Below are 21,533 nucleotides of genomic sequence, written 5' to 3'. Positions count from 1 at the left end.
CGGTCGTCAGCATCACGAGGTATCCACCAACCCGCCTGCCACAGGAGGTCGTTGTGCTCTTCCGCCGCGCGTCCCGTACGTCCGTCGTCGCGACGGGGCTGGTCGCCCTGGCCGTGCTCATGACCGGGGGCTGCGACTCCGGCCCGGACCGGAAGCCTGCCGCGGCGGACGGGCCCGCCGTGATCGCACCGGGCGAGCCCGGCGAGCCGAACCGCACCCTGTCCGCCGAGGAGGCCGGCCGGCGCTCGGAGAACGACTCCCCCAACGCGGCGGACGTCTCCTACGCCCGCATGATGATCGAACACCACGCCCAGGCCCTGGTGATGACCGAACTCGCCCCGCAGCGCGCCGAGTCGGCGAAGGTGAAACGGATCGCCGCTCGGATCGCCGCCGCCCAGAAGCCGGAGATCGAGGCCATGAAGGGCTGGTTGAAGTCGTACGGCAAGCCGCTGGAGGCGGAGCGGCACGAGCACTCCGTGATGCCCGGCATGGCGACCGAGGCACAGCTGAAGAAGCTCCGAGCGGCCGACGGGAGGGCGTTCGACCAGCTCTTCCTGACGCTGATGACGACCCATCACCAGGGCGCGATCACGATGGCCACCGACGTGAAGGGGCAGGGCAACAACATCCGTATCGAGGAGATGGCCGACGAGGTGATCGCCCAGCAGACGAGCGAGATCACACGGATGCGGGACATGCTCCAGCGGACTCTGGCGGCACCCGGCGCCGGCCCGTTCAGCGCCGGGCGCGGCGCGGTGCCAGGAGCCCGGCGTCCCGGGCCTGGCCGATCAGCCTGAGGGACGTCCGACGGCTGTGTCCGGTCGCGCACATCACGGCGAGGACCGGATCTGCACCGTCCTGCTGGGCAGCGCGGTACTCCTGCGCCACCAGCCACCGCCCCTGCGCACCGCGCGGCCAGGCCGGCCGGGCCCGCCGCCCCTGGCCTGCGCGGCCTCCGGGAGCCGTCCCGGCACCGGCGTCGCACGCCTCGGCCAGCGAGTCCTCGATCCAGTCGGCGAGCACCGCCAGGTCGTCGAGGGACAGCGCGGGCTGTGCGCGTACGTCCTCCACGCCGACGCATCCCCCGGCCACGACGGCCAGTGCCTCGACGTGGGCGCCGTCCGTGAAGGCCAGCCGGACGTCGAACCATCGCGTGGCGTTCTCGTTCTCCCGCACCTCCCACGCGGGCCGCACGGACACCGCGCTGTCCACCGGAGAGCGATCAGACAGATTAAGAAAGGATGCTTCCAGCACACACAGAACGTAACCGAATGATCACATTCCATACAGATCGGACACGCGCCCGAGCGGAGCACAGCACCCTGTCAGCGGAGCCCGGCCGGTGCGATGCTGGAGGCATGAGCGCTCTCGTGAGAGCCTTCGGAATCCCCGGGTAAGGAGTTCCGCCGTGCTGCGAGTCGCCGTCGTAGGCTCCGGGCCGAGCGGGTGCTACACCGCCCAGAGCCTGGTCCAGCAGGACCCCGAGGTGCGCGTCGACGTCCTGGACCGGCTGCCGTGCCCGTACGGCCTGGTCCGCTACGGCGTGGCCCCGGACCACGAGAAGATCAAGTCGCTCCAGAACAACCTGCGCACGATCCTGGAGCACGACCGGGTCCGGTTCCTCGGAGGCGTCCATGCCGGCCCCGGTGGCGTGCCGGTCACCCGGCTGCGGGAGCTCTACCACGCGGTCGTGTACTGCGTGGGCGCCGCCACCGACCGGCATCTCGGCATCCCCGGGGAGGACCTGCCGGGCAGCTGGTCGGCGACACAGTTCGTGTCCTGGTACAGCGCCCACCCGGACGCCGTGGACGCCGGGTTCCTGCGCGACGCCCGGTCGGCCGTGGTGATCGGCGTGGGGAACGTCGCCGTGGACGTCACCCGGATGCTGGCCCGCGGCCTGGCCGAGCTCAGCCCGACCGACATGCCTCAGGCGGCCCTGACGACACTGGCGGCGAGCCGGGTGACCGAGATCCACATGGTGGGCCGGCGCGGCCCGTCGCAGGCCCGCTTCACCACCAAGGAACTGCGCGAGCTGGGCACCCTCCCGGAGACCGACGTCACCGTGGACCCGGCGGAGCTGGCCCTGGACCCCGGATACGCCGACCCGTCCACCCTGCCCGCCCCGCAGCGCCGCAACGTGGAGGTACTGCGCGGCTGGTCCGAGACACCGCCGAGCGGCGCCCCGCGCCGGATCCGGCCGCGCTTCTTCCTCCGCCCGGTCGAACTGCTCGCAGAGCAGGGCCACGTGGGTGCGGTGCGCTTCGAGCGGACGGCGCCGGACGGGCACGGCGGCGTGGCGGGCACGGGTCGGTTCGAGGACATCGAGGCCCAGCTGGTGCTGCGCTCGGTGGGTTATCGCGGGGTGCCGCTGGAGGGGCTGCCGTTCGACGCGGACAGCGGCACGGTGCCGAATCTGGCCGGGCGCGTCCTGCGCGAGGGCGTCGTCACACCGGGCGAGTACGTGGCCGGCTGGATCAAGCGGGGCCCGACAGGCGTCATCGGCACGAACCGCCCCTGCGCGAAGGAGACGGCGACGTCCCTGCTGGAGGACGCCCCGGTCCTCATCCACAAGGACGTCCCCGAGGACCCGCTCGCGGCACTGCGCGCAGCGGGAGCCGACCCGATCGAGTGGACGGGCTGGCAGTCGATCGAACAGGCAGAGGCAGTGCTGGGAGCGTCACTCGGCAGGAACGTGGTGAAGCTTCCGGACTGGCAGTCCCTCATGACCGCCGCGCACGGCGACGTGGGTTAGCCACCACGGACGGCCTGCCGAGCCGCGGCGTCGAGAAGCGCGTCCAGAAGCCCCGGGAACAGCGCATCCAGATCATCGCGCCGCAGCCCGTTCATCTTGGCCGTGCCCCGGTACACCTGCCGGATCACCCCGCTCTCCCGCAACACCCGGAAGTGATGCGTGGTCGTGGACTTCGTGACCGGCAGGTCGAAGTGCGAACAGGACAGCTCCCCGCCGACCCCGGCAAGCTCCCGCACGATCCGCAACCGCATCGGGTCGGACAGCGCATGCAGCACCCCCTCCAGCCGAATCTCGTCACACACGGGATGCGGCAGGTCGCGGCTGCTGACGGCGGGAGAGGTCACGGCGGCTCCACTTTCCTTCGGGGATCCCATAGTACGAGAACCCTCGTAGTTTGACATCCTCCGTACTACGATGCCTATCGTACGAGTCGACATCGGCCCCGTGACGAATGGAGTCCGCCGTGACCGCGCTCTTCGAGCCCTACACCCTGCGCGATGTGACGATCCCGAACCGCGTGTGGATGCCCCCGATGTGCCAGTACTCGGCCGCACCGGAGGGCCCGGAGACCGGCGTCCCCACCGACTGGCACTTCGCTCACTACGCCGCCCGCGCCACCGGCGGCACGGGCCTGATCATCGTCGAGGCCACCGCGGTGTCCCCGGAGGGCCGCATCTCGCCGTACGACGTCGGCATCTGGAACGACACGCAGGTCGAGGCGTTCCGCCGCATCACCCGCTTCCTCGTCTCACAGGGCACGGTGCCGGCGATCCAGCTGGCCCACGCCGGCCGCAAGGCCTCGACCGACCGCCCCTGGAAGGGCGGCGCGCCGGTCGGCCCGGACGCCCACGGCTGGGAGTCCGTCGCGCCGAGCCCGATCGCCTTCGACGACCGGCACCCCGTCCCGGCCGAGCTGACCGTCGACCAGATCAAGGACGTGGTCGGCCAGTTCGCGGCCGCGGCCCGCCGCGCGCTCGCCGCCGGATTCGAGATCGCGGAGATCCACGGTGCCCACGGCTACCTGATCAACGAGTTCCTCTCTCCGCACTCCAACCACCGCACCGACGCCTACGGCGGCTCGTACGAGAACCGCACCCGCTTCGCACTGGAAGTCGTCGACGCCGTACGGGAGGTGTGGCCGCAGGACAAGCCGCTGTTCTTCCGTGTCTCGGCGACCGAATGGCTCGACGAGGGCGGCTGGACCGCGGACGACACCGTCCGTTTCGCCGCCGACCTGCGGGCTCACGGCGTCGACCTGCTGGACGTCTCCACCGGCGGCAACGCCTCCGGCGTCCGCATCCCCACCGGCCCCGGCTACCAGGTGCCCTTCGCCGCCCGGGTGAAGCAGGAGACGACGCTGCCGGTCGCCGCGGTGGGGCTGATCACCGATGTCGAGCAGGCCGAGAAGATCCTCGCCAACGGTGAGGCCGACGCGGTCCTGCTCGGCCGCGAACTGCTGCGCAACCCGTCGTGGGCCCGGCAGGCGGCGCGGGAGCTCGGCGGTGAGGTGCGGGTGCCGGACCAGTACCACCGGTCGGTCTGAGCCGGCACCCGCACTTCGAGGCATAGCGCCCGCGTCAACCGGTCGCGCACGCCGTCCCGTTGAGGGTGAACGCGGCCGGAGCGGCGCTGTTGCCGCCGTGACCGGCCTGATAGCCGATGGTCACGCTCGTGCCCGGCGCGATGGTGCCGTTGTAGGACACGTTGGCCGCGGTCACCGACCCGGACGAGGGCGTGTACGTGGCGCCCCAGCCGCCCGTGACCGTCTGCCCCGCCGGGAGCGTGAAGCCGAGTTTCCAGCCGTTGACCGTCGTCGTACCGGTGTTGGTGATGGTCACGGAGGCGGTCAGGCCGGTGTTCCAGGCGTTCACCGCGGTCGTCACCTTGCAGGCGCCGGGCTGGGGCTGGGGAGCCGGGCCCGACTTGTCGAGGCCGAAGAAGGTGAGCACGCGGGATGCCATGCCCTGGGCGTACACGTTGTGGCCGATGCCCTGGAGGCTGACGGCCTCCACGGGGGCCTGGTCACCGGTGCCGCCGTAGCGCGTGCGGGTCCAGCCGGACTGGGGCGTGTCGGTGACGGCCGGAGTCTGGCTCACGCCCTGTACGTTCGTCCACTGTTTGATCTGCTCCCCGAAGTTGGGGTAGCGCAGCACGTCGTCCTCGGTGCCGTGCCAGATCTGCATCCGCGGACGGGGCCCGCTGTAGCCGGGGTACGCGCCCCGGACCAGGTCGCCCCACTCCTTCGGGGTGTGGGTGACGGTGCCGCCCGAGCAGTTGCTGTTCCACTCGGAGCCGTCGGTGGTGGCGAAGCAGGCGAACGGCACCCCGGAGAAGGCGGCGCCCGCCGCGAACACGTCGGGGTAGTCGCCGAGCAGGACGTTCGTCATCATCGCGCCGGAGGAGATGCCCGTGGCGAACACCCGGCGGGTGTCGGCGTCGTAGGTGCGGGTCACCCAGTCGATCATCGACTTGATGCCGACCGGGTCGCTGCCGCCGCCGCGGCGCAGTGCCTGGGGCGAGGAGACGTCGAAGCACTTGCTGCTGCGCGTCACGGACGGGTAGAGCACGATGAACCCGTACCGGTCGGCCAGGGTGTCGTACTCGGTGCCGTTGTACATGTCCGGGCCCGAGCCGGTGCACCAGTGCACGGCGACGACGACCGCCGGGTTCGACGTGACGCTCTCCGGCACGTACAGGTACATCCGCAGGTTGCTGGGGTTCGTACCGAAGTTGGTGACCTCGGTGAGGGTCGCGGTGGGTACGGCCTTCTCACGGGACGATTCGGGGGCGGGTTCGCGGGCGGCGGCCGTCGGCGCGGTGAGCGCGGTGGCCGCGAGCAGCGGCAGCAGCGCGGCGAGGAGCGCGAGGAGCATCGACCGCAGCGGTCTCCTCGTCATGGGCTGGGGGGTGGCAGGCACGTCCGGGTCCCTTCGGTTGTCGGGTGCGGCTCGCAGGACGTCGTGCGGCGGTTCAGCAGGTGGAGTTCGTCCGGGTCAGCAGGGCCGGCCGCCAGGGCAGCCGGCGGTACTCGCCGCTCGCGGCGGGGCCCATCCCCTGGAGAGGACCGGCGGCCCGGAGCATGAACACGAGCGCGTTGACGAACGTACGCATGCGCGGAGTCCCCATCGACCCGCCCTCTCGTGAAGGGAAGCGTCCGATCGGCATGGTGACATGGGCATGGCTCTCATGGAAGCGCTCCCACGCTTCTTCCCCGCAGCGCCGTCGCTCCGACCAGGTCCGGCCGAATGTGTTCTGCGCGAGGCGTTGACTAGAAAGCGCTTGCCCCCTACGTTCCGTTCAGCAGTGTGACCCGGAAGCGCCTCCGCCAGGGCGCCCGCCGGACCCCGCCGGGCCAGGGGAAGTGCACCCCCGAGGCATGGCAGGACCTCCGGACCGGCCGCACACAGCGCGCACGGTGAGCAACATGGCGAACGTCATTCATGTACATGACCGACCTGGCACCATGAAGGCACCACGAAGGGACGCACCCCACATGCGTACTCATCCCCCACGTACACGTGTCCGCAGATCCACCCTGGCGCTCGCCGCCGCATCCGCACTGGCGACCGTGACGGTCCTGGCCGTTCCCCAGCCGGCCGGGGCCGCCGACACCTCGCCGGTCGGGTTCGGCGCGGGGACGACCGGCGGCGGCAGCGCTTCCGCGGTCACCGTCTCCACGCTGAGCGCCTTCAAGTCGGCCGTGACCGGCAACTCGGCCAAGGTCGTCCGGGTCAACGGCCTGATCTCGCTCAGCGGTCAGGTCGACGTCGGGTCCAACACGACCGTCCTGGGCGTGGGTTCGGCGTCCGGGTTCACCGGTGGCGGGCTCCGGCTGAAGAAGGTCTCGAACGTCGTCATCCGCAACCTCAACATCAGCAAGCCGGTGGCGCCCGCCGACGGCATCACCGTCGAGGCGTCCAGCAAGGTCTGGATCGACCACAACTCCTTCTCGGCCGACCGCGATCACGACAAGGACCACTACGACGGCCTGCTGGACGTCAACCACGGCGCGGACGACGTCACGGTGTCCTGGAACACCTTCAAGAACCACTTCAAGGGCTCGCTCGTCGGCCACAGCGACAACAACGCGAGCCAGGACACCGGCCGGCTGAAGGTGACGTACCACCACAACCACTTCGCCGACGTGTACTCGCGCATCCCCAGCCTGCGCTTCGGCACCGGGCACTTCTACAACAACTACGTCGAAGGCGCCGACACCGCCTGCCACTCGCGCATGGGCGCCCAGATGCTGGTCGAGAACAACGTCTTCCGCTCGACGAAGGTCGCGGTCACCACGAACCGCAGCAGCGACGTCGACGGATACGCCAACCTGCGCGGCAACGATCTCGGAGGAGCCGCCACCGAGATCTCGCGGGTCGGCAGCTTCACCAGCCCGCCGTACGCCTACACGGCGGAGCCGGCCTCGTCCGTCGTCGCCTCGGTGACGTCGGGTGCGGGCGCCGGAAAGCTCTGACACCCCATCCGCTCGGCAACCCCCATTCGCTCAGACGACAGAAGGAATCGGGACATGACTTCTGCGACACGTCCGCGCACCCGCAGGCGCGCGCTGACCGGCGCGCTGGCCACCCTCGGCCTGTCGGTTGGCATGATCATGACTACACAGGCGCCGACCGCCAGCGCCGCCACCTGGCCGACCCCCAACGGCAGCCAGGGGACCTCCTCCACCATCTCCGTGTCCGGCACCAAGGACTACGGGATGAAGCGGTTCTACGGCACCGGAGACCTGGCCGGTGACGGCCAGGAGGAGGGCCAGGACCCGATCTTCAAGCTCGCGGACGGCGCGGTGCTGAAGAACGTCATCCTCGGCGCCCCCGCCGCCGACGGCATTCACTGCGAGGGCAGCTGCACGCTCCAGAACGTCTGGTGGGAGGACGTCGGCGAGGACGCCGCCACCTTCCGCGGCGGTACCGGGGCCACGTACCACGTGATCGGCGGCGGCGCCAAGAAGGCGGCGGACAAGGTCTTCCAGCACAACGGCGGCGGCACCCTGAACATCTCCAACTTCGCTGTGCAGGAGTTCAAGACGCTCTACCGCTCCTGCGGCGACTGCTCCACGCAGTACACCCGCAAGGTCAACCTCAACACCATCGACGTGACCGGCACGGGCACCACCGCCCGGCTCGTCGGCATCAACGTCAACCGCAACGACGTGGCGACGCTGCGGGGCATCACGATCCGCAACGACTCCGGCCGCAAGGTCGTCCCCTGCCAGAAGTACAACAACAACACCGCCGTCGGGTCGGGACCCGACAGCAAGAACTGCCTCTACTCCACCTCGGACATCACCTACAGGTAGTCCCTCAGGCCCCCCCACGGTGAAGGCGGCCGTGCGCAGCGCCCGGCGGGCGCTGCGCACGGCCGCTCGCGTCATGCGCCCCGCACGCGCGCGCGTACCTCTCCGATCAGCTCCCGCTGGTAGTCGGCGTAGGCGGCGCGCAGCCCGGCTCCCGGCCAGTCGGCGGGCAGCAGTCCGGGCGGCAGGACCGGGTCGGCCAGCAGGTGCCGCACGACGGCGGCGAAGGCGGTCAGGCGGTCGGCCGGGCGGGGCACCCCGGCGATGTGGGCGAGCAGCGCGCGGGCCGTGGCGGACCAGGCGTCCAGCGGCCACAGGCTCCGGGCCAGCTCGCGGGCCGGCCGGCCCGGGCGGGCCGTGTAGCGCTGGGCCACCCGGTCCAGGTCGCCGGGGAGGGTGCGGGCCAGGTTGGCGGGGCGGAGCCAGACGCCCTCGCGGAGTTCGGCGAGCCGGAGGGCGGTCAGCCGGGCGCGCAGGTCGGCGCGTTCGCCGGGGCCGCGTCCCGTCGCGGTGACCACGACCATCTCCCATTCGCCGTCCCACGGGCGCGTGCGCGGGTGCACGGCGTCGTCCTGGCGGCGCTGGCGCTCCAGCAGCCGGTCGCTGAGGCGGTAGCCGGTGTCCGTGCGCCGCAGATCACCGGCGGCCACCATCCGGCTGAGCGCCGCCCGCAGCGTGGAGCCGCCGACGTCGAACCCCTCCACGAGCCGCACGAGCTGCCTGACCGGCAGTTCGGGCGGATGCGTGCCGAGCAGCAGGCTCAGCACCACCGACCGCGCGGACAGCGGCCGCAGATCGAGCGCGCCGGGCCGCGCCGGGACGTTCATCGGCATGGTCACGTACTGTACGCCGCGGAATTCCGCGTTGCAGGATTGCTGCGGCCGTAGAGATAGTGCAACACTCGACGCATGGTCTCGACACTCGACGCACAGCAGGCGTACGGCGGACCCGCCACGCACGAGGTCACCAACCAGGCCCCGCCGCTCACCCCGTACGACGCCTCCGAGGACCCTGCCCTGCTGGAAGCGTTGCGGCGGGAGGGTGCCGGGTGGGCCGAGGAGGACCTGCGGCGGCTCGGCAGGAAGGCCGGCAGTGTCCAGGCGCAGGAATGGGCCGATCTGGCCAATCGCCACGAGCCGGAGCTGCGGACGCACGACCGGTACGGCCACCGCGTCGACGAGGTCGAGTTCCACCCGAGCTGGCACCACCTGATGCGCACCGCGGTCGCCGAAGGACTGGCCGCGTCCCCCTGGGCGGACGACCGGCCGGGCGCCCATGTCGCCCGGACCGCGGGCGGACTGGTGTGGGGGCACACGGAGGCGGGGCACGGCTGCCCGACGTCGATGACGTACGCGGCCGTCCCCGCGCTGCGCAGGCAGCCGGAGCTGGCGAAGGTCTACGAGCCGCTGCTGACGAGCCGGGAGTACGAGCCCGGGCTCCGGGTGCCCACTCAGAAGCGCGGGCTGCTGGCGGGCATGGGGATGACCGAGAAGCAGGGCGGCTCCGACGTCCGGACGAACACCACGACGGCCACGCCCACGTCCGAACCCGGGGTGTACACCCTGCGCGGGCACAAGTGGTTCACCTCGGCGCCGATGTGCGACGTCTTCCTGGTCCTCGCGCAGGGCCCGGGCGGGCTGTCCTGCTTCCTGGTGCCGCGCGTGCTGCCCGACGGCACCCGCAACACGTTCCGCATCCAGCGGCTGAAGGACAAGCTGGGAAACCGGTCCAACGCCTCCTCGGAGCCCGAGTTCGACGGGACCGTCGCCTGGCTCGTCGGTCCCGAGGGCCAGGGCGTCAAGACCATCATCGAGATGGTCAACTGCACGCGACTGGACTGCGTGATGATGTCGGCCGCGCTGATGCGCAAGTCCCTCGTCGAGGCAGGGCACCACGCGCGGCACCGCAGCGCGTTCGGCGCACGGCTGGTGGACCAGCCGCTGATGCGCAACGTTCTGGCCGATCTCGCGCTGGAGTCCGAGGCCGCCACGACGCTCACCCTGCGGCTGGCCGGGGCGGCCGACCGGGCGATCCGCGGGGACGCCCAGGAGACCGCGTTCCGCCGGATCGCCACGGCCGTGGGCAAGTACTGGGTGACCAAGCGGGGCCCGGCCTTCACCGCCGAGGCCCTGGAGTGCCTCGGCGGCAACGGCTACGTCGAGGACTCGGGCATGCCCCGGCACTACCGCGAGGCTCCCCTGCTGTCGATCTGGGAGGGCTCGGGGAACGTCAACGCCCTCGACGTGCTGCGGGCGCTGAGCCGTGAACCGGGCACGTCCGAGGCCCTGTTCAGCGAGTTCGCTCTCGCCCGAGGGGCGGACGCCCGGCTGGACGCGGCCGTGACGCGGCTCGGGAACCGGCTGTCCGAGGCGTCGCCGACGACGGCCCGCCGGCTCGTGGAGGAGATGGCCCTGACGCTCCAGGCCTCCCTCCTCGTCCGGTACGCCCCGCCGGCGGTCGCCGACGCGTTCTGCGCTAGCCGGCTCGGGGGCGACTGGGGGTACGCGTTCGGGACGCTGCCGGAGGGCGCGGGCCTCGGCGCGATCGTGGAGCGCGCGCTGCCCGGCGGCGACTGAGCCCCCTTGCCCGGGGCGACCGAGCCGCCGTCGGCCAACGGGCGCACAGTTCGCGCACAGTCATCTCCCGATTCCGCTTCATTGTCAGTGCCGTGGTGCAGACTCCCCGTCAGTTGGCACTTCGCCTGGGGAGGACAACGTGTTCAGGGGGATCGACGAGGTCGACTGGGCCTCGCTGCGGCACGCCTGCGGCAGCGCGGAGGACGTGCCCGGACTGCTCCGGGCACTGGCCTCCGCCGACCCGGCCGAGCGGGAGACCGCGCTCGACCGGATGTACGGCGCCGTGCACCACCAGGGAGGCGTCTACGACTCGACGCTCGCCTGTGTTCCGTTTCTCCTCGCGCTCGCCGTCCGTGAGGAGGTGTGCGACCGGGCGGGAGTCGTGGAACTCCTCGTCAGCATCGGTGGGCCTGACGGGGACGAGGGCGGGGCCGACGGGGGCGGAGGTGGGTCGGAGGATCTCGCGGCGAGGGCCCGTGCCGTCCTGCGCGCGGGTGCCGAGGTCTTCGTCCGGCTGGCCGGGGACGCGGACGCAGGAGTGCGCCGGGCGGCTCCCGCGGCCCTCGTGCGGTTCCTCGACCGGCCGGAGCGTGTGCTCGCCCTGCTGCGGGAGCGGATCACCGTGGAGCGGGACGACCGGGTCCTGCTCGCCCTGGCCGAGGGCCTCGGCCTGTTCGCCCGGCGGCACCTGCCGGCCGGCGACGCCCACGCCGCCGAGGCCGTGGGCCTGCTGGCGGCGCTGAGCGGGCCGCCTCACGGGCCCGGGCTGCGGCTGGCCGCGCTCGGGCAGCTGGCGCGGTGCGCACCGGAGTCGCTTCCCGCGGATCTCGTGCCGACCGTGGTCCGGCTGCTCCGGGACAGGTCCGGGCAGCGCGTATGCGGAGGACGCGCACAGGGCGGTCCCGGTGTGGACACCCTCGCCGGGCGGCTGCGACGGCTGCGTCCCTCGGACGAGGAGGGCTCCCGGCTGCTGCGGACCCTGCACTCCGCGCTCGGCGGCCGGGTGGCCGACCGGGTCGCCCTGCTGTGCGGGCAGTTGACCAGCCCGGATCCGCTGGACCGGTGCAACGCCGTGTGGATGTCGGCCGGGCTGTTCCGCGAGTGGCGCACCGGCGTGGCGGAGCCGGTCGCCCTCATAGGTGCCCAACTGGGCGCCGAGGAAGGCCGGTTGCACGACGCGGCGGTCGCCGTCCTGGTGGAGCTCTGCGAACTGGCCCTGCCCGCCGCGGACCACCTCCACGCCCTGGTGACCCGCCGTCCCGAGCTTCGGATACGTCACGGGGAGCGGGGAGCACCGACGCTGGGCGGCCCGCTCAAGGCGCTGGCCAGGGCCGGGGACGCGCGGGCCACGCCCCTGCTGGCCGAGGTGCTGGCGGGCCCGGTCGTACCACACGACCTGGGCCTGGTGATACCCCACCTGGGCCGCGCCGCCGCGCCGCTCACACCCGCCCTGCGGCGACGCCTCGCCCGCGTTCCGCTCGACCGGCCCGACACGCACGAGCGGGCCGTGCCCCTCCTTTCTGCGCTCACCGCACTGGGCGACGCCCGGTCCCTGCCGTCGGTGCTGCGCCTGCTGCGTGGCATGCCGGACGGGCTGCGGCTGCGCGACGCCGTCACGGGGGCGGCGGTCCGTGCCCTCGGGGCGTTCGGCAGCGCCGCGCGCGAGGCGATACCGGACCTGCGCGGGCTGCTGGAGACCGACTGCGCCGTCGCGGCCGCGGACGCGCTGTGGTCGGTCACGGGGGAGGCGGAAGCCGTCGCGCCCGTACTGCTCCGGAGGCTGACGGACCCCGGGAGTGGCCGGTATCGCCCCCCGGCGGCCGCGGAGGTGCTCGGACGGATGGGGCCGGCGGCCCGCGCGGCCCTGCCCGGGCTGCGGCGGATGATCGGCTCCGGGGAAGCGTCGGAACAGGCCGCGGCGGCGTGCGCGGTGTGGCGCATCACCGGGGAGCCGGAGCAGGAGCAGGTCCTTCCCGTCCTCCGGGCCGCGTGGACGGAGCACCCGCGCACCCGCACGACGATCGCCGGGTGCGTGGCGGCGCTGGGCCCCAGGGGAGCGCCCCTGCACGACCTGCTCCGAGCGGAGCTCACGTCGCCCCGACGGCATCGCGCCGACTCCGGCGGCTACGACAGTCACGACATCCATGAGGACGAGGGGCTGCTGCGGTTGTGTCGGGAGGCGCTGGCCCGGCAGGGCGGTGGGTAAAGGCGGCCGGGCGGGACGGGCCCGGACTCGTCGGGGTGGGACCGGCCTTGCCCGTCGGGACGGGAACGGTCCGCTCCCCTCGTGACGCAATCGCCTGTCCAGTCGGCAGGGGACCGACTGTCCCGTCGGGATGGGATCGGCCCCTTCCGTCGCGACCGCCGGCCCGATGGACCGCCGCCCGGTGAAACAGGCCTGCGCCGTCGGAAGGGGGCCGGCCGCCTCGTCAGGCTGGGATCGACCTGCCCCGTAGGACTTGGCCGACCCGCCCCACCGGAAAGGGCCGGCCGCCCCGCGAGGAGGGGACAGGCCTGCCCACCGCAAGGGAACCGGTCGCCCCGTCACGGTGGGACAAGCCTGCCCACCGCAAGGGAACCAGCCGCCCCGTCACGATGAGACAAGCCTGCCCACCGCAAGGGAACCAGCCGCCCCGTCACGATGAGACAAGCCTGCCCACCGCAAGGGAACCAGCCGCCCCGTCACGATGAGACAAGCCTGCCCACCGCAAGGGAACCAGTCGCCCGTCAGCAGGTGACCGCCTTCCCCGGTCACCCCGCCGTGCGCCCCCACAGCGGGCCGAAGCGGGACCACTCGGCGTCCCACTGGTCCATGCGGCGGCGTTCCATGCGGCGGCGCAGCGCGCGGCCACCGGCGAGTGGCACGGTCGCCGCGCAGACGCCCGCCACCCCGCCGATGAGCAAGGCGCGTACGCGGGCCTGGAACTCGGAGACGGGGCGGGTCACCTGGCGGCCCTCGCGGTCCGTCCACACGGTGATCGGCGAACCGGCCCGGCTGCCCGCCAGGACCCGCACCTGGCCGGAGTGCGAGGAACCGTCCGCGGCGGTCCACCGTGCCTCCGCCCACACGTGCTCGGCGCGCGAGACGTCGCCGTTCTCGGAGGCCGTCCCGGGAGCCCGCTCGGCGAGCCGGGCCACGAGGGGGCGCCACTCGACGCGCTCGCGGGCCAGGCCGTTCTCGACGGACCGGCTCACCGTCATGCCGGCGAGCACCCCGACGAACAAGGTCAGCAGCCACACGCCCAGCACGACCCAGGCCTCCACCCTGTCGGCGCGCCGCTTGAGCGGATTGCGCCGCCAGCGCCACAGCCACACCTTCGGACCACGTAACGCCATCGAAGGCATCCTCCTCACGAGCGCACGACCATCCCGCCGCCCTCCCCATACGGAAGAGGGCCGCTGGATGCTCACTGCACGTACCCGGGGAGGGCGCCGGGGCCGGTGGCGGCACCCTCGGCGGCCGGGGCGACAGGCGCCCACACGTGCCGCCGACACGGCCCTGACCTGCGCCGGAGTCCGCTCCGGGGGTGACTGTCAGTGGTGGGGTGCAGACTGGCCCGTGTCTGAGACGAGGGCGTCGACGACGACGCCGCGGAGGTGATCGGCATGACCGAGGTACTGCTCGCCGTGGGCACGCGCAAAGGCCTGTTCATCGGGCGCCGGCGGGACGGCGGCGCCTGGGAGTTCGACGAGAGTCCCTACTTCAACGCGCAGGCCGTGTACTCGGTCGCCATCGACACCCGCACCGCGACCCCGCGGCTGCTGGCCGGCGGCGACAGCGCGCACTGGGGCCCGTCCGTGTTCCACTCCGACGACCTGGGCCGGACCTGGACGGAACCGGCCCGGCCGGCTGTCAAGTTCCCCAAGGAGACGGGGGCGTCCCTGGAGCGGGTGTGGCAGCTGCACCCGGCCGCCGCCGAGCCGGACGTGGTGTACGCGGGCACGGAACCGGCCGCGCTGTACCGCTCGGCGGACCGCGGGGAGACGTTCGAGCTCGTCCGGCCCCTGTGGGAGCACCCCACCCGGTCGAAGTGGGTGCCGGGCGGCGGCGGTGAGGGCCTGCACACCGTGCTCACGGACGCGCGCGACCCCAAGGCGGTGACGGTCGCCGTCTCGACCGCCGGTGTGTTCCGCACACTGGACGGCGGCGCGACCTGGGCGCCCTCCAACTCGGGCGTCTCCGCGGTGTTCCTGCCCGACCCGAACCCGGAGTTCGGCCAGTGCGTGCACAAGGTGACGCGGGACGCGGTGAACCCGGACCGGCTCTACCTCCAGAACCACTGGGGTGTCTACCGCAGCGACGACGCGGGCGCGCAGTGGACGGACATCGGCGAGGGCCTGCCGTCCACGTTCGGCTTCGCGGCGGCCGCGCATCCGCACAGAGGCGACACCGCGTACGTTTTCCCGATCAACGCCGACGCCGACCGGGTCCCGGCCGACCACCGGTGCCGGGTCTACCGGACGGCGGACGCGGGCAAGAGCTGGGAGCCGCTCTCGGCGGGTCTGCCCCAGGAGGACCACTACGGCACGGTGCTGCGCGACGCGATGTGCACGGACGACGCGGACCCGGCGGGCGTCTACTTCGGCAACCGCAACGGCGAGGTGTTCGCCTCGGCGGACGACGGCGACAGCTGGCAGCAGCTCGCCTCGCATCTGCCGGATGTGCTGTGCGTGCGGGCCGCGGTCGTCGGCTGAGGGGGAGGACGAGACAGGGGATGAGGCGGGGGACGGGGCGGGGATGAGCTTACGAGCGGCCCTTGGCCACCGGTTGATCGCCGCTGCCCGTACGGCAGTAGGGTGACGCCCGTGGCACCACGACCCTTGCATGAAATCGTCGAAGCGGGCTGGGCGAAGGCCCTGGAACCGGTGGCCGAACGCGTCGCCGCGATGGGGGACTTCCTCCGCGGAGATCGCCGCGGGGCGCACCTACCTCCCGGCCGGGCCGAACGTGTTGCGGGCCTTCCAGCAGCCCTTCGACGACGTACGGGTCCTGATCGTCGGTCAGGACCCGTATCCGACCCCGGGACACGCTGTGGGGCTGTCGTTCTCGGTCGCGCCCGAGGTGCGGCCGCTGCCCGGCAGTCTCATCAACATCTTCCGGGAACTGAACGCCGATCTGGGCCTGCCGCAGCCGTCCAGCGGTGACCTCACGCCGTGGACGCGGCAAGGGGTGCTGCTGCTCAACAGGGCGCTCACCACCGCCCCGCGCAAGCCCGGCGCCCACCGGGGCAAGGGCTGGGAGGAGGTCACCGAGCAGGCGATCCGGGCCCTGGCGGCGCGCGGCAAGCCGCTGGTGTCCATCCTGTGGGGCCGTGACGCCCGCAACCTGCGCCCGCTGCTCGGCGACCTGCCCTCCGTGGAATCCGCCCACCCCTCCCCCATGTCGGCGGACCGGGGCTTCTTCGGCTCCCGTCCGTTCAGCCGGGCCAACGACCTGCTGATCCGCCAGGGCGGCCAACCGGTGGACTGGCGCCTGCCGTGACCAGGGCGCCGGAAGGCTCCGGCTTCCTCGCCGTGGACTCCGGCGGGTCCGGACTGCGAGTGGTGGTGGGAACCGCCGAGCGCGGACCGCTCGCCCGGCGGGCGTCCGACGAGCCGGTGCGCACGGGAGACCGGGGCATCGACCCCGAGCACTTCATGGCGCGGCTCGTGCCCCTGGTGCGCGCCCTGACCGCCGAGGCCGGTCCGGTGCGACTGACCGCCGCCGTCGTCGGCGCGGCCGGGCTCGCGTCCCTCGGTGACGGTCTGCGCGCCGAACTGCCGGGCGCCCTGGCCCGGGAGTTCGGTGTACGGAGGGTCGCGCTGGCCGCCGACGCGGTGACCGCGTACGTGGGTGCCCTCGGGCCCCGGCCGGGTGCCGTGATCGCCGGCGGTACGGGACTGATCGCGATCGGCACCGACCTGGCGGGCTGGCGTCGGGCGGACGGCTGGGGGCATCTGCTCGGCGACTGCGGCGGCGGTGCCTGGATCGGGCGGGCCGGGCTGGAGGCCGCGCTGCGGGCCCACGACGGGCGGGAGGACGGCTCGGCCCGGCTGCTGGCCTGCGCCGAGGAGGTGTTCGGTCCCGTGGCGGGGCTGCCCGGCGCGTTGTATCCGCGGCCGGACCGACCCGCCGTCCTCGCCTCGTTCGCGCCTCAGGTGGCCGCCTGCGCGGACGGGGACCCCGTGGCGGCGGGCATCCTGCGCGCGGCAGCCCGGCACATGGCCGACTCCGCGGCTGCCGTGTGCCCGTCCGGCGGCGAGCCGCGCGTCGCCGTCACCGGCGGCCTGTTCAGGATGGGCGCCCCGCTCCTCGTACCCCTCGACGAGGAACTGGCGCAGCGGCTCCCCCACGCGCGGCGGCTGCCGGCCGAGGGCGATCCGCTGCACGGCTCGGTGCGCATGGCGGCCGAGCTGAGCGCCGGTCCGCTCACCCTGCCGGGTGACGGGACCATGCTCAGCGTGACAACCCTCTCGGGTGACTGATCCGGTCGCACACCATCAGCACGTCATTCCATCCGTACGTAACTCATCAGACAAAACCGGACGGATACCGCTCACCTGCCCCCTCCCCGAACAAGGGAGCCCAAGAAGCCAGTAACATGCGGCGCCATGAGTTCCCCCACTGGACCCGAGTCCGGCCTGCCAGTACGAATGCCGCGACCCCGCCAGCCCGGACGGCACCGCCGTCCGGAGCCGCTGGTGGCTCCCGAGGGCGCGCCCGCGCTCGTCCTCGCCGTGCCGGGCACGCCCAGTAGCGCCACCCGCAGCCTCGCCGAAGAGGTCGTGAGCATCGCCCGCTCCGAGCTGCCCGGCCTCGACGCCCGCATCGGGTACCTCGACGGGGACAACGCGGAGTTCCCCTCGCTTCAGGCCGTGCTCACGTATGCCGCCGAGGAGCGCACCGCCCGCTTCGAGCAGGCGCGGGCCGCCGGCATGGACGTCAGGGAGCCCGACGGGCCCGTCGCCGTCGTCGTGCCGCTGCTCGCCGGCCCGGACAGCGCGCTGCTGCGCCGGGTCCGCCAGGCCGTCATGGAGAGCCGGATCGCCGCCGAGCTGACCGATGTCCTCGGCCCGCACCCGCTGCTCGCCGAGGCGCTGCACGTGCGGCTCTCGGAGGCCGGTCTGGCCCGCGCGGACCGGGCCCGGCTGTTCACCGTGGCGACCGCCGCCGACGGCATCATCCTGGCGTCCGTGGGCGGTGACGAGGCCGTGCAGGCGGCCGGGATCACCGGCATGCTGCTCGCCGCGCGCCTCGCCGTGCCGGTGATGGCGGCGGCCCTGGACCAGGAGGGATCCATCGCGTCCGTCGCCGAGCAGCTTCGTTCCTCGGGTTCGCAGCAGCTGGCCCTCGCGCCGTATCTGATCGGCCCGGAGATCGAGCCGGGGCTGGTCGAGGAGGCCGCGAAGGAGGCGGAGTGCTCCGCAGCGGAGTCGCTCGGGCCGTACCCGGCGATCGGGAAGCTGGCGCTGGCCAAGTACACGACGGCGTTGGGGATCACGCCGCAGCAGGCTCAGGGCACGCCGGTTCGCTGACGTTCCCCGGTACGACCGAGAAGGCCCGCCCCGGTTCGGGGCGGGCCTTCGTCGTCGCGGGGACCCCACACCCCGGTCACCCGAGGATCACGCAGGATGCCGCCGTCACCCCGATCGTGCCGGCCCGTCGCGGGATGCCCGTGCGCGGATCGGTGGAAAACCAGGTCACGTCGCCGGAGCGTTCGTTGGCGACGTAGAGGAAGCCGTCGGACGCGGTGAGGGCGCGTGGCCAGCGGCCGCCGCAGGGCACCGTGGCGATCAGCCGCAGCTCCTCGCCCTCGACGGCGAGCACGGACAGGACGTCCTCGCCGCGGGTGGCGGTCCACACGAAGCGGCCGTCGGGCGAGGTGACGATGCCCGAGGGGTAGGCGTCGCGCGCCGGTGCGCCGGACAGCACCGGGGTTTCGGTCAGCGGTGTCAGCACGCCCTCGGCCGCGTCCCAGCGGCAGACGGTGACGGAGGGGGTGAGTTCGTTGACGACGTACGCGTACGACCCGTCCGGGTGGAAGGCGAGGTGCCGCGGGCCCGAGCCGGGCCGCAGGGCGGTCTCCCGGTGCAGGGCGAGGGTGCCGTCCGTCAGCGTGCACACCCGCACGGAGTCGGTGCCGAGGTCGACGCTGACGGCCCAGCGGCCGCTCGGGTCGGGCTGCACGTGGTGGGCGTGCGGCCCGTGCTGGCGCGGGGTGTGCGGGCCCGCGCCGGTGTGCTGGAGCACGTGGGCGGCGGACCGGGCGAGGGTGCCGTCGGAGCGGACGGGGATGGCGGTGACGCTGCCGGAGCCGTAGTTGGCGGTCAGGAGGTGTCCGGCGAACAGGCTGAGGTGGGTCGGCCCGTTCCCGTCGACCGGCACGGGCGGCCCGGCCGGCTCGGGCTTCTCCCCGTCGACGCGGTACGCGGCCACGGCGCCCTCGGCCGTCTCACTGACCGCGTACAGGATGTCGGCGTCGGCGGACAGAGCCAGGTAGGCGGGGTCGGGGACGGCGTTGACGCTGCTCAGGACGGTCAGTGCGCCGCTGTCGGCATCGCGGGCCGCCGTGAACGACCCGATGTACGCCCGCCGCCTGCCGTCGTCAGCCACCGCTGTCCCCTCTCGCCCCGCACTCGTCCCTCGACCGTCCGGAATGACCGCGCAGTCGATCATGCGCGGTCTAGACCAAACGGTCAAGGACTGGGCCGGACCTGCCAGGGGCGCGCAGCGCTCAGGCCCCGACCAAGGGCGAACCCGACGGGGTGCGGAGCGGTCGGGCGAGTTCCGCCAGGGCCCGTTCCAGACCGTGGAGGTGGGCCAGGGCGGGTTCCGTCGTGGCGGGGTCGTTCGCCTGGACCGAGACGTCTCCGCCGTCGGTGAGCGCCTCGACCGCGGCCTGCACGCGGTAGCAGGCGGCGGCCAGACGGGCGTCGTGGGAGGCCTCGGGGTCGGCGGCGACGGCGACCAGGCCCCGGATCTCCCGGGCGCAGTCGTCGAGGAGGGCGAGCACGTGCCGGGCGCGTCGCTTGCGGCCGAGCATCGGGTTCAGCGGGTGCACCAGCGGGGCGACCGAGAGCCGTACCCGGGCGAGCAACTGTTCCAGTTCGGCCACCCGCGGGGCCGGGTCGGCGTCGGCCGCGCCCGCCAGGCGCCGGGCGGTCTCTGCGGTGCAGGCGTGGACACAGCGCAGGGCCCGCTGGATCCAGGCGTCGGTGACGCTGTGGGTGGTGACGGGCAGGACGAGGATCACTGCCAGCGCGGCGCCGAGCGCGCCGACGCCGGTCTCGGCGAGGCGCAGGGCGAGCAGGCCGGGGCCGAGCACGCCGAGGAGGCCGTAGAGCAGCCCGGCGAGGAGGGTCACCCAGAGCATCATCCAGGTGTAGGACACGGCGGCCGTGTAGAAGATGCCGAAGACGCAGGAGGCGGCGAGGACGGCCGTGACGGTCGGATCGCCGTGCACGGGTACGGCGACGAGCAGACCGAGGGCGATGCCGATGACCGTGCCGAGGAGCCGGCGGAAACCGCGGACCAGGGTCTCGCCGCGCGAGGTGGTGTTGACGAAGATCCACCAGGTGGCGCCGACGGCCCAGTACCAGCGCTGCCCGGACACCAGCTGGCCCACGAGCAGGGCGAAACCCGCGCCGACGGTCGCCTGGACCGCCTGCCGGGTGGTCACCCGGGCCAGGCCGGTGCCGCCCGGCGGTGCGGGCGCGGCGGGCGGGGGCAGGCGGCGCTCGTAGCACCACAGCCCGAAGCGCACGACGGCGGCGGCGAGGACGGACAGCAGGACGGCGGCGTACACCTCGGGCAGCTGGTCCGTGGTGGCGTGCAGGAACTGCGCCACGAAGAAGGTCATGAACGCGAACACGCCGAGGCTGTGCCCGCGCGGCCCCCAGCGGCGCGCGTACACGCCCGCGCCGACCACGGCGAGGAAGGTGAGGTCGCGGGCCACCGGATGGTCGTGCAGTTCGGCCGCGGCGGTGAGCACGGGCAGTCCGACGGCGGGCAGCAGCGCGGTGGTGACCGCCTGCCCGCGGACCGTGGCGTCGGTGACGGTGAACAGGGCGAGCAGGGCGGCGAGACCGCCGGTGACGGCCCCCGTGAGGGAGTGCCCGGCGCTGCCGCACACGGCGACCGCGAGCGCGATGCCGAGCACGGCACGCGCGGCGAACCGCAACCGCGTCCGCCCCGGATCCGGAGCCACGAACACCCTCTTCAGCACCACTTACCGCCTCCTTCGACACACCGGATCGGAACGCCGGATGAGAAAGCATGAAAAAGGCGCCGCGGGGTCCGCAGCGCCATCGACGCATCCATATCAGCATCCCGGACGCCACTGGCTCAACAGGCTCCTTCTAGACTGGGCCATTGGCACACCCGAGGGGACCGGAGAGCGGCCGTAGCAGGACCAACGGACGAGGAGGGCGCGGCGTGGCCGTGGACGAGCTCGACACCCGCATCCTGCGGCTGCTGCTGGAGCAGCCGGGCACGAGCGTGCGCGAGTACGCCCGTATCCTCGGCGTCGCCCGGGGCACGTTGCAGGCCCGGCTCGACCGTCTGGAGCGCGACGGCGTGATCACGGGCACCGCACCGGCCCTCTCCCCGGCCGCGCTCGGGCATCCGGTGCTCGCGTTCGTGCACATCGAGGTCACCCAGGGTCATCTCGACGAGGTGGGCGACGCGCTGGCGGCAGTGCCCGAGATCGTGGAGGCGTTCTCCATCACGGGCGGCGGGGATCTGCTCACCCGGGTCGTGGCGCGGGACAACGCGCATCTGGAGGACGTCGTCCAGAAGCTGATCAGCCTGCCCGGGGTCGTCCGCACCCGCACCGAGATCGCCCTGCGCGAGCGCGTCCCCCACCGGCTGCTTCCGTTGGTGGAGTCGATCGGCCGCGCGGTCCGGCCCTGA

19 protein-coding genes and 1 pseudogene are annotated in these 21,533 nt (G+C 73.0%); 12 read left to right on the top strand and 8 right to left on the bottom strand.

Annotated features, from left to right (window positions below; translation table 11 throughout):
* The first annotated feature begins 53 nt into the window (after positions 1–53).
* Positions 54–797 (top strand): DUF305 domain-containing protein, encoded by a 744-nt coding sequence (locus GTY47_RS05605; RefSeq protein ID WP_010037541.1) that lies wholly within the window; start codon positions 54–56, stop codon positions 795–797.
* Here GTY47_RS05605 and GTY47_RS05600 read toward each other — a convergent pair.
* On the bottom strand, positions 736–1,200 hold the full coding sequence (locus GTY47_RS05600; RefSeq protein ID WP_029180999.1) for a DUF6214 family protein: 465 nt from the start codon (positions 1,198–1,200) through the stop codon (positions 736–738). The two genes, GTY47_RS05605 and GTY47_RS05600, sit on opposite strands and share 62 nt — an antisense overlap.
* Before the next feature lie 208 nt (positions 1,201–1,408).
* Between GTY47_RS05600 and GTY47_RS05595 the strand changes: the two genes are divergently transcribed.
* Positions 1,409–2,752, top strand: coding sequence for an FAD-dependent oxidoreductase (locus GTY47_RS05595; RefSeq protein ID WP_010037539.1), 1,344 nt, complete (start codon positions 1,409–1,411; stop codon positions 2,750–2,752).
* Here GTY47_RS05595 and GTY47_RS05590 read toward each other — a convergent pair.
* Positions 2,749–3,096 carry a helix-turn-helix domain-containing protein gene (locus GTY47_RS05590; protein WP_010037536.1) on the bottom strand — a complete coding sequence of 116 codons (348 nt, stop codon included), beginning with the start codon at positions 3,094–3,096 and terminating at the stop codon, positions 2,749–2,751. The genes GTY47_RS05595 and GTY47_RS05590 overlap by 4 nt on opposite strands.
* 119 nt (positions 3,097–3,215) lie before the next feature.
* On the opposite strand from GTY47_RS05590, the gene GTY47_RS05585 reads away from it, so the two are divergent.
* Positions 3,216–4,295 carry an NADH:flavin oxidoreductase/NADH oxidase gene (locus GTY47_RS05585; protein WP_010037535.1) on the top strand — a complete coding sequence of 360 codons (1,080 nt, stop codon included), beginning with the start codon at positions 3,216–3,218 and terminating at the stop codon, positions 4,293–4,295.
* 34 nt (positions 4,296–4,329) lie between these two features.
* Here GTY47_RS05585 and GTY47_RS05580 read toward each other — a convergent pair whose 3' ends face one another.
* Positions 4,330–5,649 carry a PHB depolymerase family esterase gene (locus GTY47_RS05580; RefSeq protein WP_231911196.1) on the bottom strand — a complete coding sequence of 440 codons (1,320 nt, stop codon included), beginning with the start codon at positions 5,647–5,649 and terminating at the stop codon, positions 4,330–4,332.
* A gap of 73 nt (positions 5,650–5,722) precedes the next feature.
* The gene (locus tag GTY47_RS05575) at positions 5,723–5,863 is read right to left on the bottom strand and encodes a hypothetical protein (RefSeq protein WP_010037531.1); all 141 of its coding nucleotides are present in this window, start codon (positions 5,861–5,863) and stop codon (positions 5,723–5,725) included.
* 382 nt (positions 5,864–6,245) lie between these two features.
* Between GTY47_RS05575 and GTY47_RS05570 the strand changes: the two genes are divergently transcribed.
* Both GTY47_RS05570 and GTY47_RS05565 read left to right on the top strand, forming a co-directional pair.
* On the top strand, positions 6,246–7,226 hold the full coding sequence (locus GTY47_RS05570; RefSeq protein ID WP_010037529.1) for a polysaccharide lyase family 1 protein: 981 nt from the start codon (positions 6,246–6,248) through the stop codon (positions 7,224–7,226).
* Positions 7,227–7,280: 54 nt separating this feature from the next.
* The gene (locus GTY47_RS05565) at positions 7,281–8,069 is read left to right on the top strand and encodes a pectate lyase (protein ID WP_010037527.1); all 789 of its coding nucleotides are present in this window, start codon (positions 7,281–7,283) and stop codon (positions 8,067–8,069) included.
* Positions 8,070–8,140: 71 nt separating this feature from the next.
* On the opposite strand, the gene GTY47_RS05560 is transcribed toward GTY47_RS05565, so the two are convergent.
* Complete coding sequence (locus GTY47_RS05560) at positions 8,141–8,899, bottom strand: PaaX family transcriptional regulator C-terminal domain-containing protein (RefSeq protein ID WP_010037525.1); 759 nt, start codon at positions 8,897–8,899, stop codon at positions 8,141–8,143.
* A 75-nt stretch (positions 8,900–8,974) separates the two neighbouring features.
* On the opposite strand from GTY47_RS05560, the gene GTY47_RS05555 reads away from it, so the two are divergent.
* Positions 8,975–10,642, top strand: a complete 1,668-nt coding sequence (locus tag GTY47_RS05555; protein ID WP_010037522.1) for a DNA alkylation response protein — start codon at positions 8,975–8,977, stop codon at positions 10,640–10,642.
* A 139-nt stretch (positions 10,643–10,781) separates the two neighbouring features.
* Positions 10,782–12,848: a hypothetical protein gene (locus GTY47_RS05550; RefSeq protein WP_010037519.1), complete on the top strand. Its 2,067-nt coding sequence runs from the start codon at positions 10,782–10,784 to the stop codon at positions 12,846–12,848.
* A gap of 545 nt (positions 12,849–13,393) precedes the next feature.
* Here GTY47_RS05550 and GTY47_RS05545 read toward each other — a convergent pair.
* Positions 13,394–13,978, bottom strand: coding sequence for a hypothetical protein (locus GTY47_RS05545; protein ID WP_010037516.1), 585 nt, complete (start codon positions 13,976–13,978; stop codon positions 13,394–13,396).
* 261 nt (positions 13,979–14,239) lie between these two features.
* Here GTY47_RS05545 and GTY47_RS05540 point away from each other — a divergent pair, with 261 nt between their 5' ends.
* The 4 genes and pseudogenes from GTY47_RS05540 to GTY47_RS05525 all read left to right on the top strand — a co-directional run bounded on the left by GTY47_RS05540 (position 14,240) and on the right by GTY47_RS05525 (position 18,157).
* The gene (locus GTY47_RS05540) at positions 14,240–15,337 is read left to right on the top strand and encodes a sialidase family protein (protein WP_086012486.1); all 1,098 of its coding nucleotides are present in this window, start codon (positions 14,240–14,242) and stop codon (positions 15,335–15,337) included.
* A gap of 111 nt (positions 15,338–15,448) precedes the next feature.
* Positions 15,449–16,124 (top strand): annotated as a pseudogene (locus GTY47_RS05535) (uracil-DNA glycosylase).
* A complete protein-coding gene (locus GTY47_RS05530) occupies positions 16,121–17,107 on the top strand; it encodes a BadF/BadG/BcrA/BcrD ATPase family protein (RefSeq protein ID WP_010037513.1) in 987 nt (328 codons plus the stop codon). Before GTY47_RS05535 ends, GTY47_RS05530 begins: the two are co-directional and overlap by 4 nt.
* Before the next feature lie 126 nt (positions 17,108–17,233).
* A complete protein-coding gene (locus GTY47_RS05525) occupies positions 17,234–18,157 on the top strand; it encodes a hypothetical protein (protein ID WP_029180998.1) in 924 nt (307 codons plus the stop codon).
* A gap of 76 nt (positions 18,158–18,233) precedes the next feature.
* Here GTY47_RS05525 and GTY47_RS05520 read toward each other — a convergent pair whose 3' ends face one another.
* Complete coding sequence (locus GTY47_RS05520; protein ID WP_010037509.1) at positions 18,234–19,235, bottom strand: lactonase family protein; 1,002 nt, start codon at positions 19,233–19,235, stop codon at positions 18,234–18,236.
* 121 nt (positions 19,236–19,356) lie between these two features.
* The gene (locus GTY47_RS05515) at positions 19,357–20,847 is read right to left on the bottom strand and encodes an FUSC family protein (RefSeq protein WP_029180997.1); all 1,491 of its coding nucleotides are present in this window, start codon (positions 20,845–20,847) and stop codon (positions 19,357–19,359) included.
* Between the two features lie 209 nt (positions 20,848–21,056).
* On the opposite strand from GTY47_RS05515, the gene GTY47_RS05510 reads away from it, so the two are divergent.
* Entirely contained in the window at positions 21,057–21,533 is a 477-nt protein-coding gene (locus tag GTY47_RS05510) for an Lrp/AsnC family transcriptional regulator (RefSeq protein WP_010037507.1), read from the top strand.

Source organism: Streptomyces sp. SID5464 (assembly GCF_009862985.1).
GTDB classification, from domain to species: domain Bacteria; phylum Actinomycetota; class Actinomycetes; order Streptomycetales; family Streptomycetaceae; genus Streptomyces; species Streptomyces chartreusis_D.
The sequence above is the reverse complement of the archived record's forward strand: the minus strand, read 5'-3'. Positions and strand labels throughout refer to the sequence as shown.

What these genes read in the sequence shown, in the direction of transcription:
- GTY47_RS05580 (WP_231911196.1), bottom strand. Translation starts at nt 5,649, where the DNA reads ATGACGAGGAGACCGCTGCGGTCGATGCTCCTCGCGCTCCTCGCCGCG.
- GTY47_RS05575 (WP_010037531.1), bottom strand. Translation starts at nt 5,863, where the DNA reads ATGCGTACGTTCGTCAACGCGCTCGTGTTCATGCTCCGGGCCGCCGGT.
- GTY47_RS05570 (WP_010037529.1), top strand. Translation starts at nt 6,246, where the DNA reads ATGCGTACTCATCCCCCACGTACACGTGTCCGCAGATCCACCCTGGCG.
- GTY47_RS05565 (WP_010037527.1), top strand. Translation starts at nt 7,281, where the DNA reads ATGACTTCTGCGACACGTCCGCGCACCCGCAGGCGCGCGCTGACCGGC.
- GTY47_RS05560 (WP_010037525.1), bottom strand. Translation starts at nt 8,899, where the DNA reads ATGCCGATGAACGTCCCGGCGCGGCCCGGCGCGCTCGATCTGCGGCCG.
- GTY47_RS05555 (WP_010037522.1), top strand. Translation starts at nt 8,975, where the DNA reads ATGGTCTCGACACTCGACGCACAGCAGGCGTACGGCGGACCCGCCACG.
- GTY47_RS05545 (WP_010037516.1), bottom strand. Translation starts at nt 13,978, where the DNA reads ATGGCGTTACGTGGTCCGAAGGTGTGGCTGTGGCGCTGGCGGCGCAAT.
- GTY47_RS05525 (WP_029180998.1), top strand. Translation starts at nt 17,234, where the DNA reads ATGAGTTCCCCCACTGGACCCGAGTCCGGCCTGCCAGTACGAATGCCG.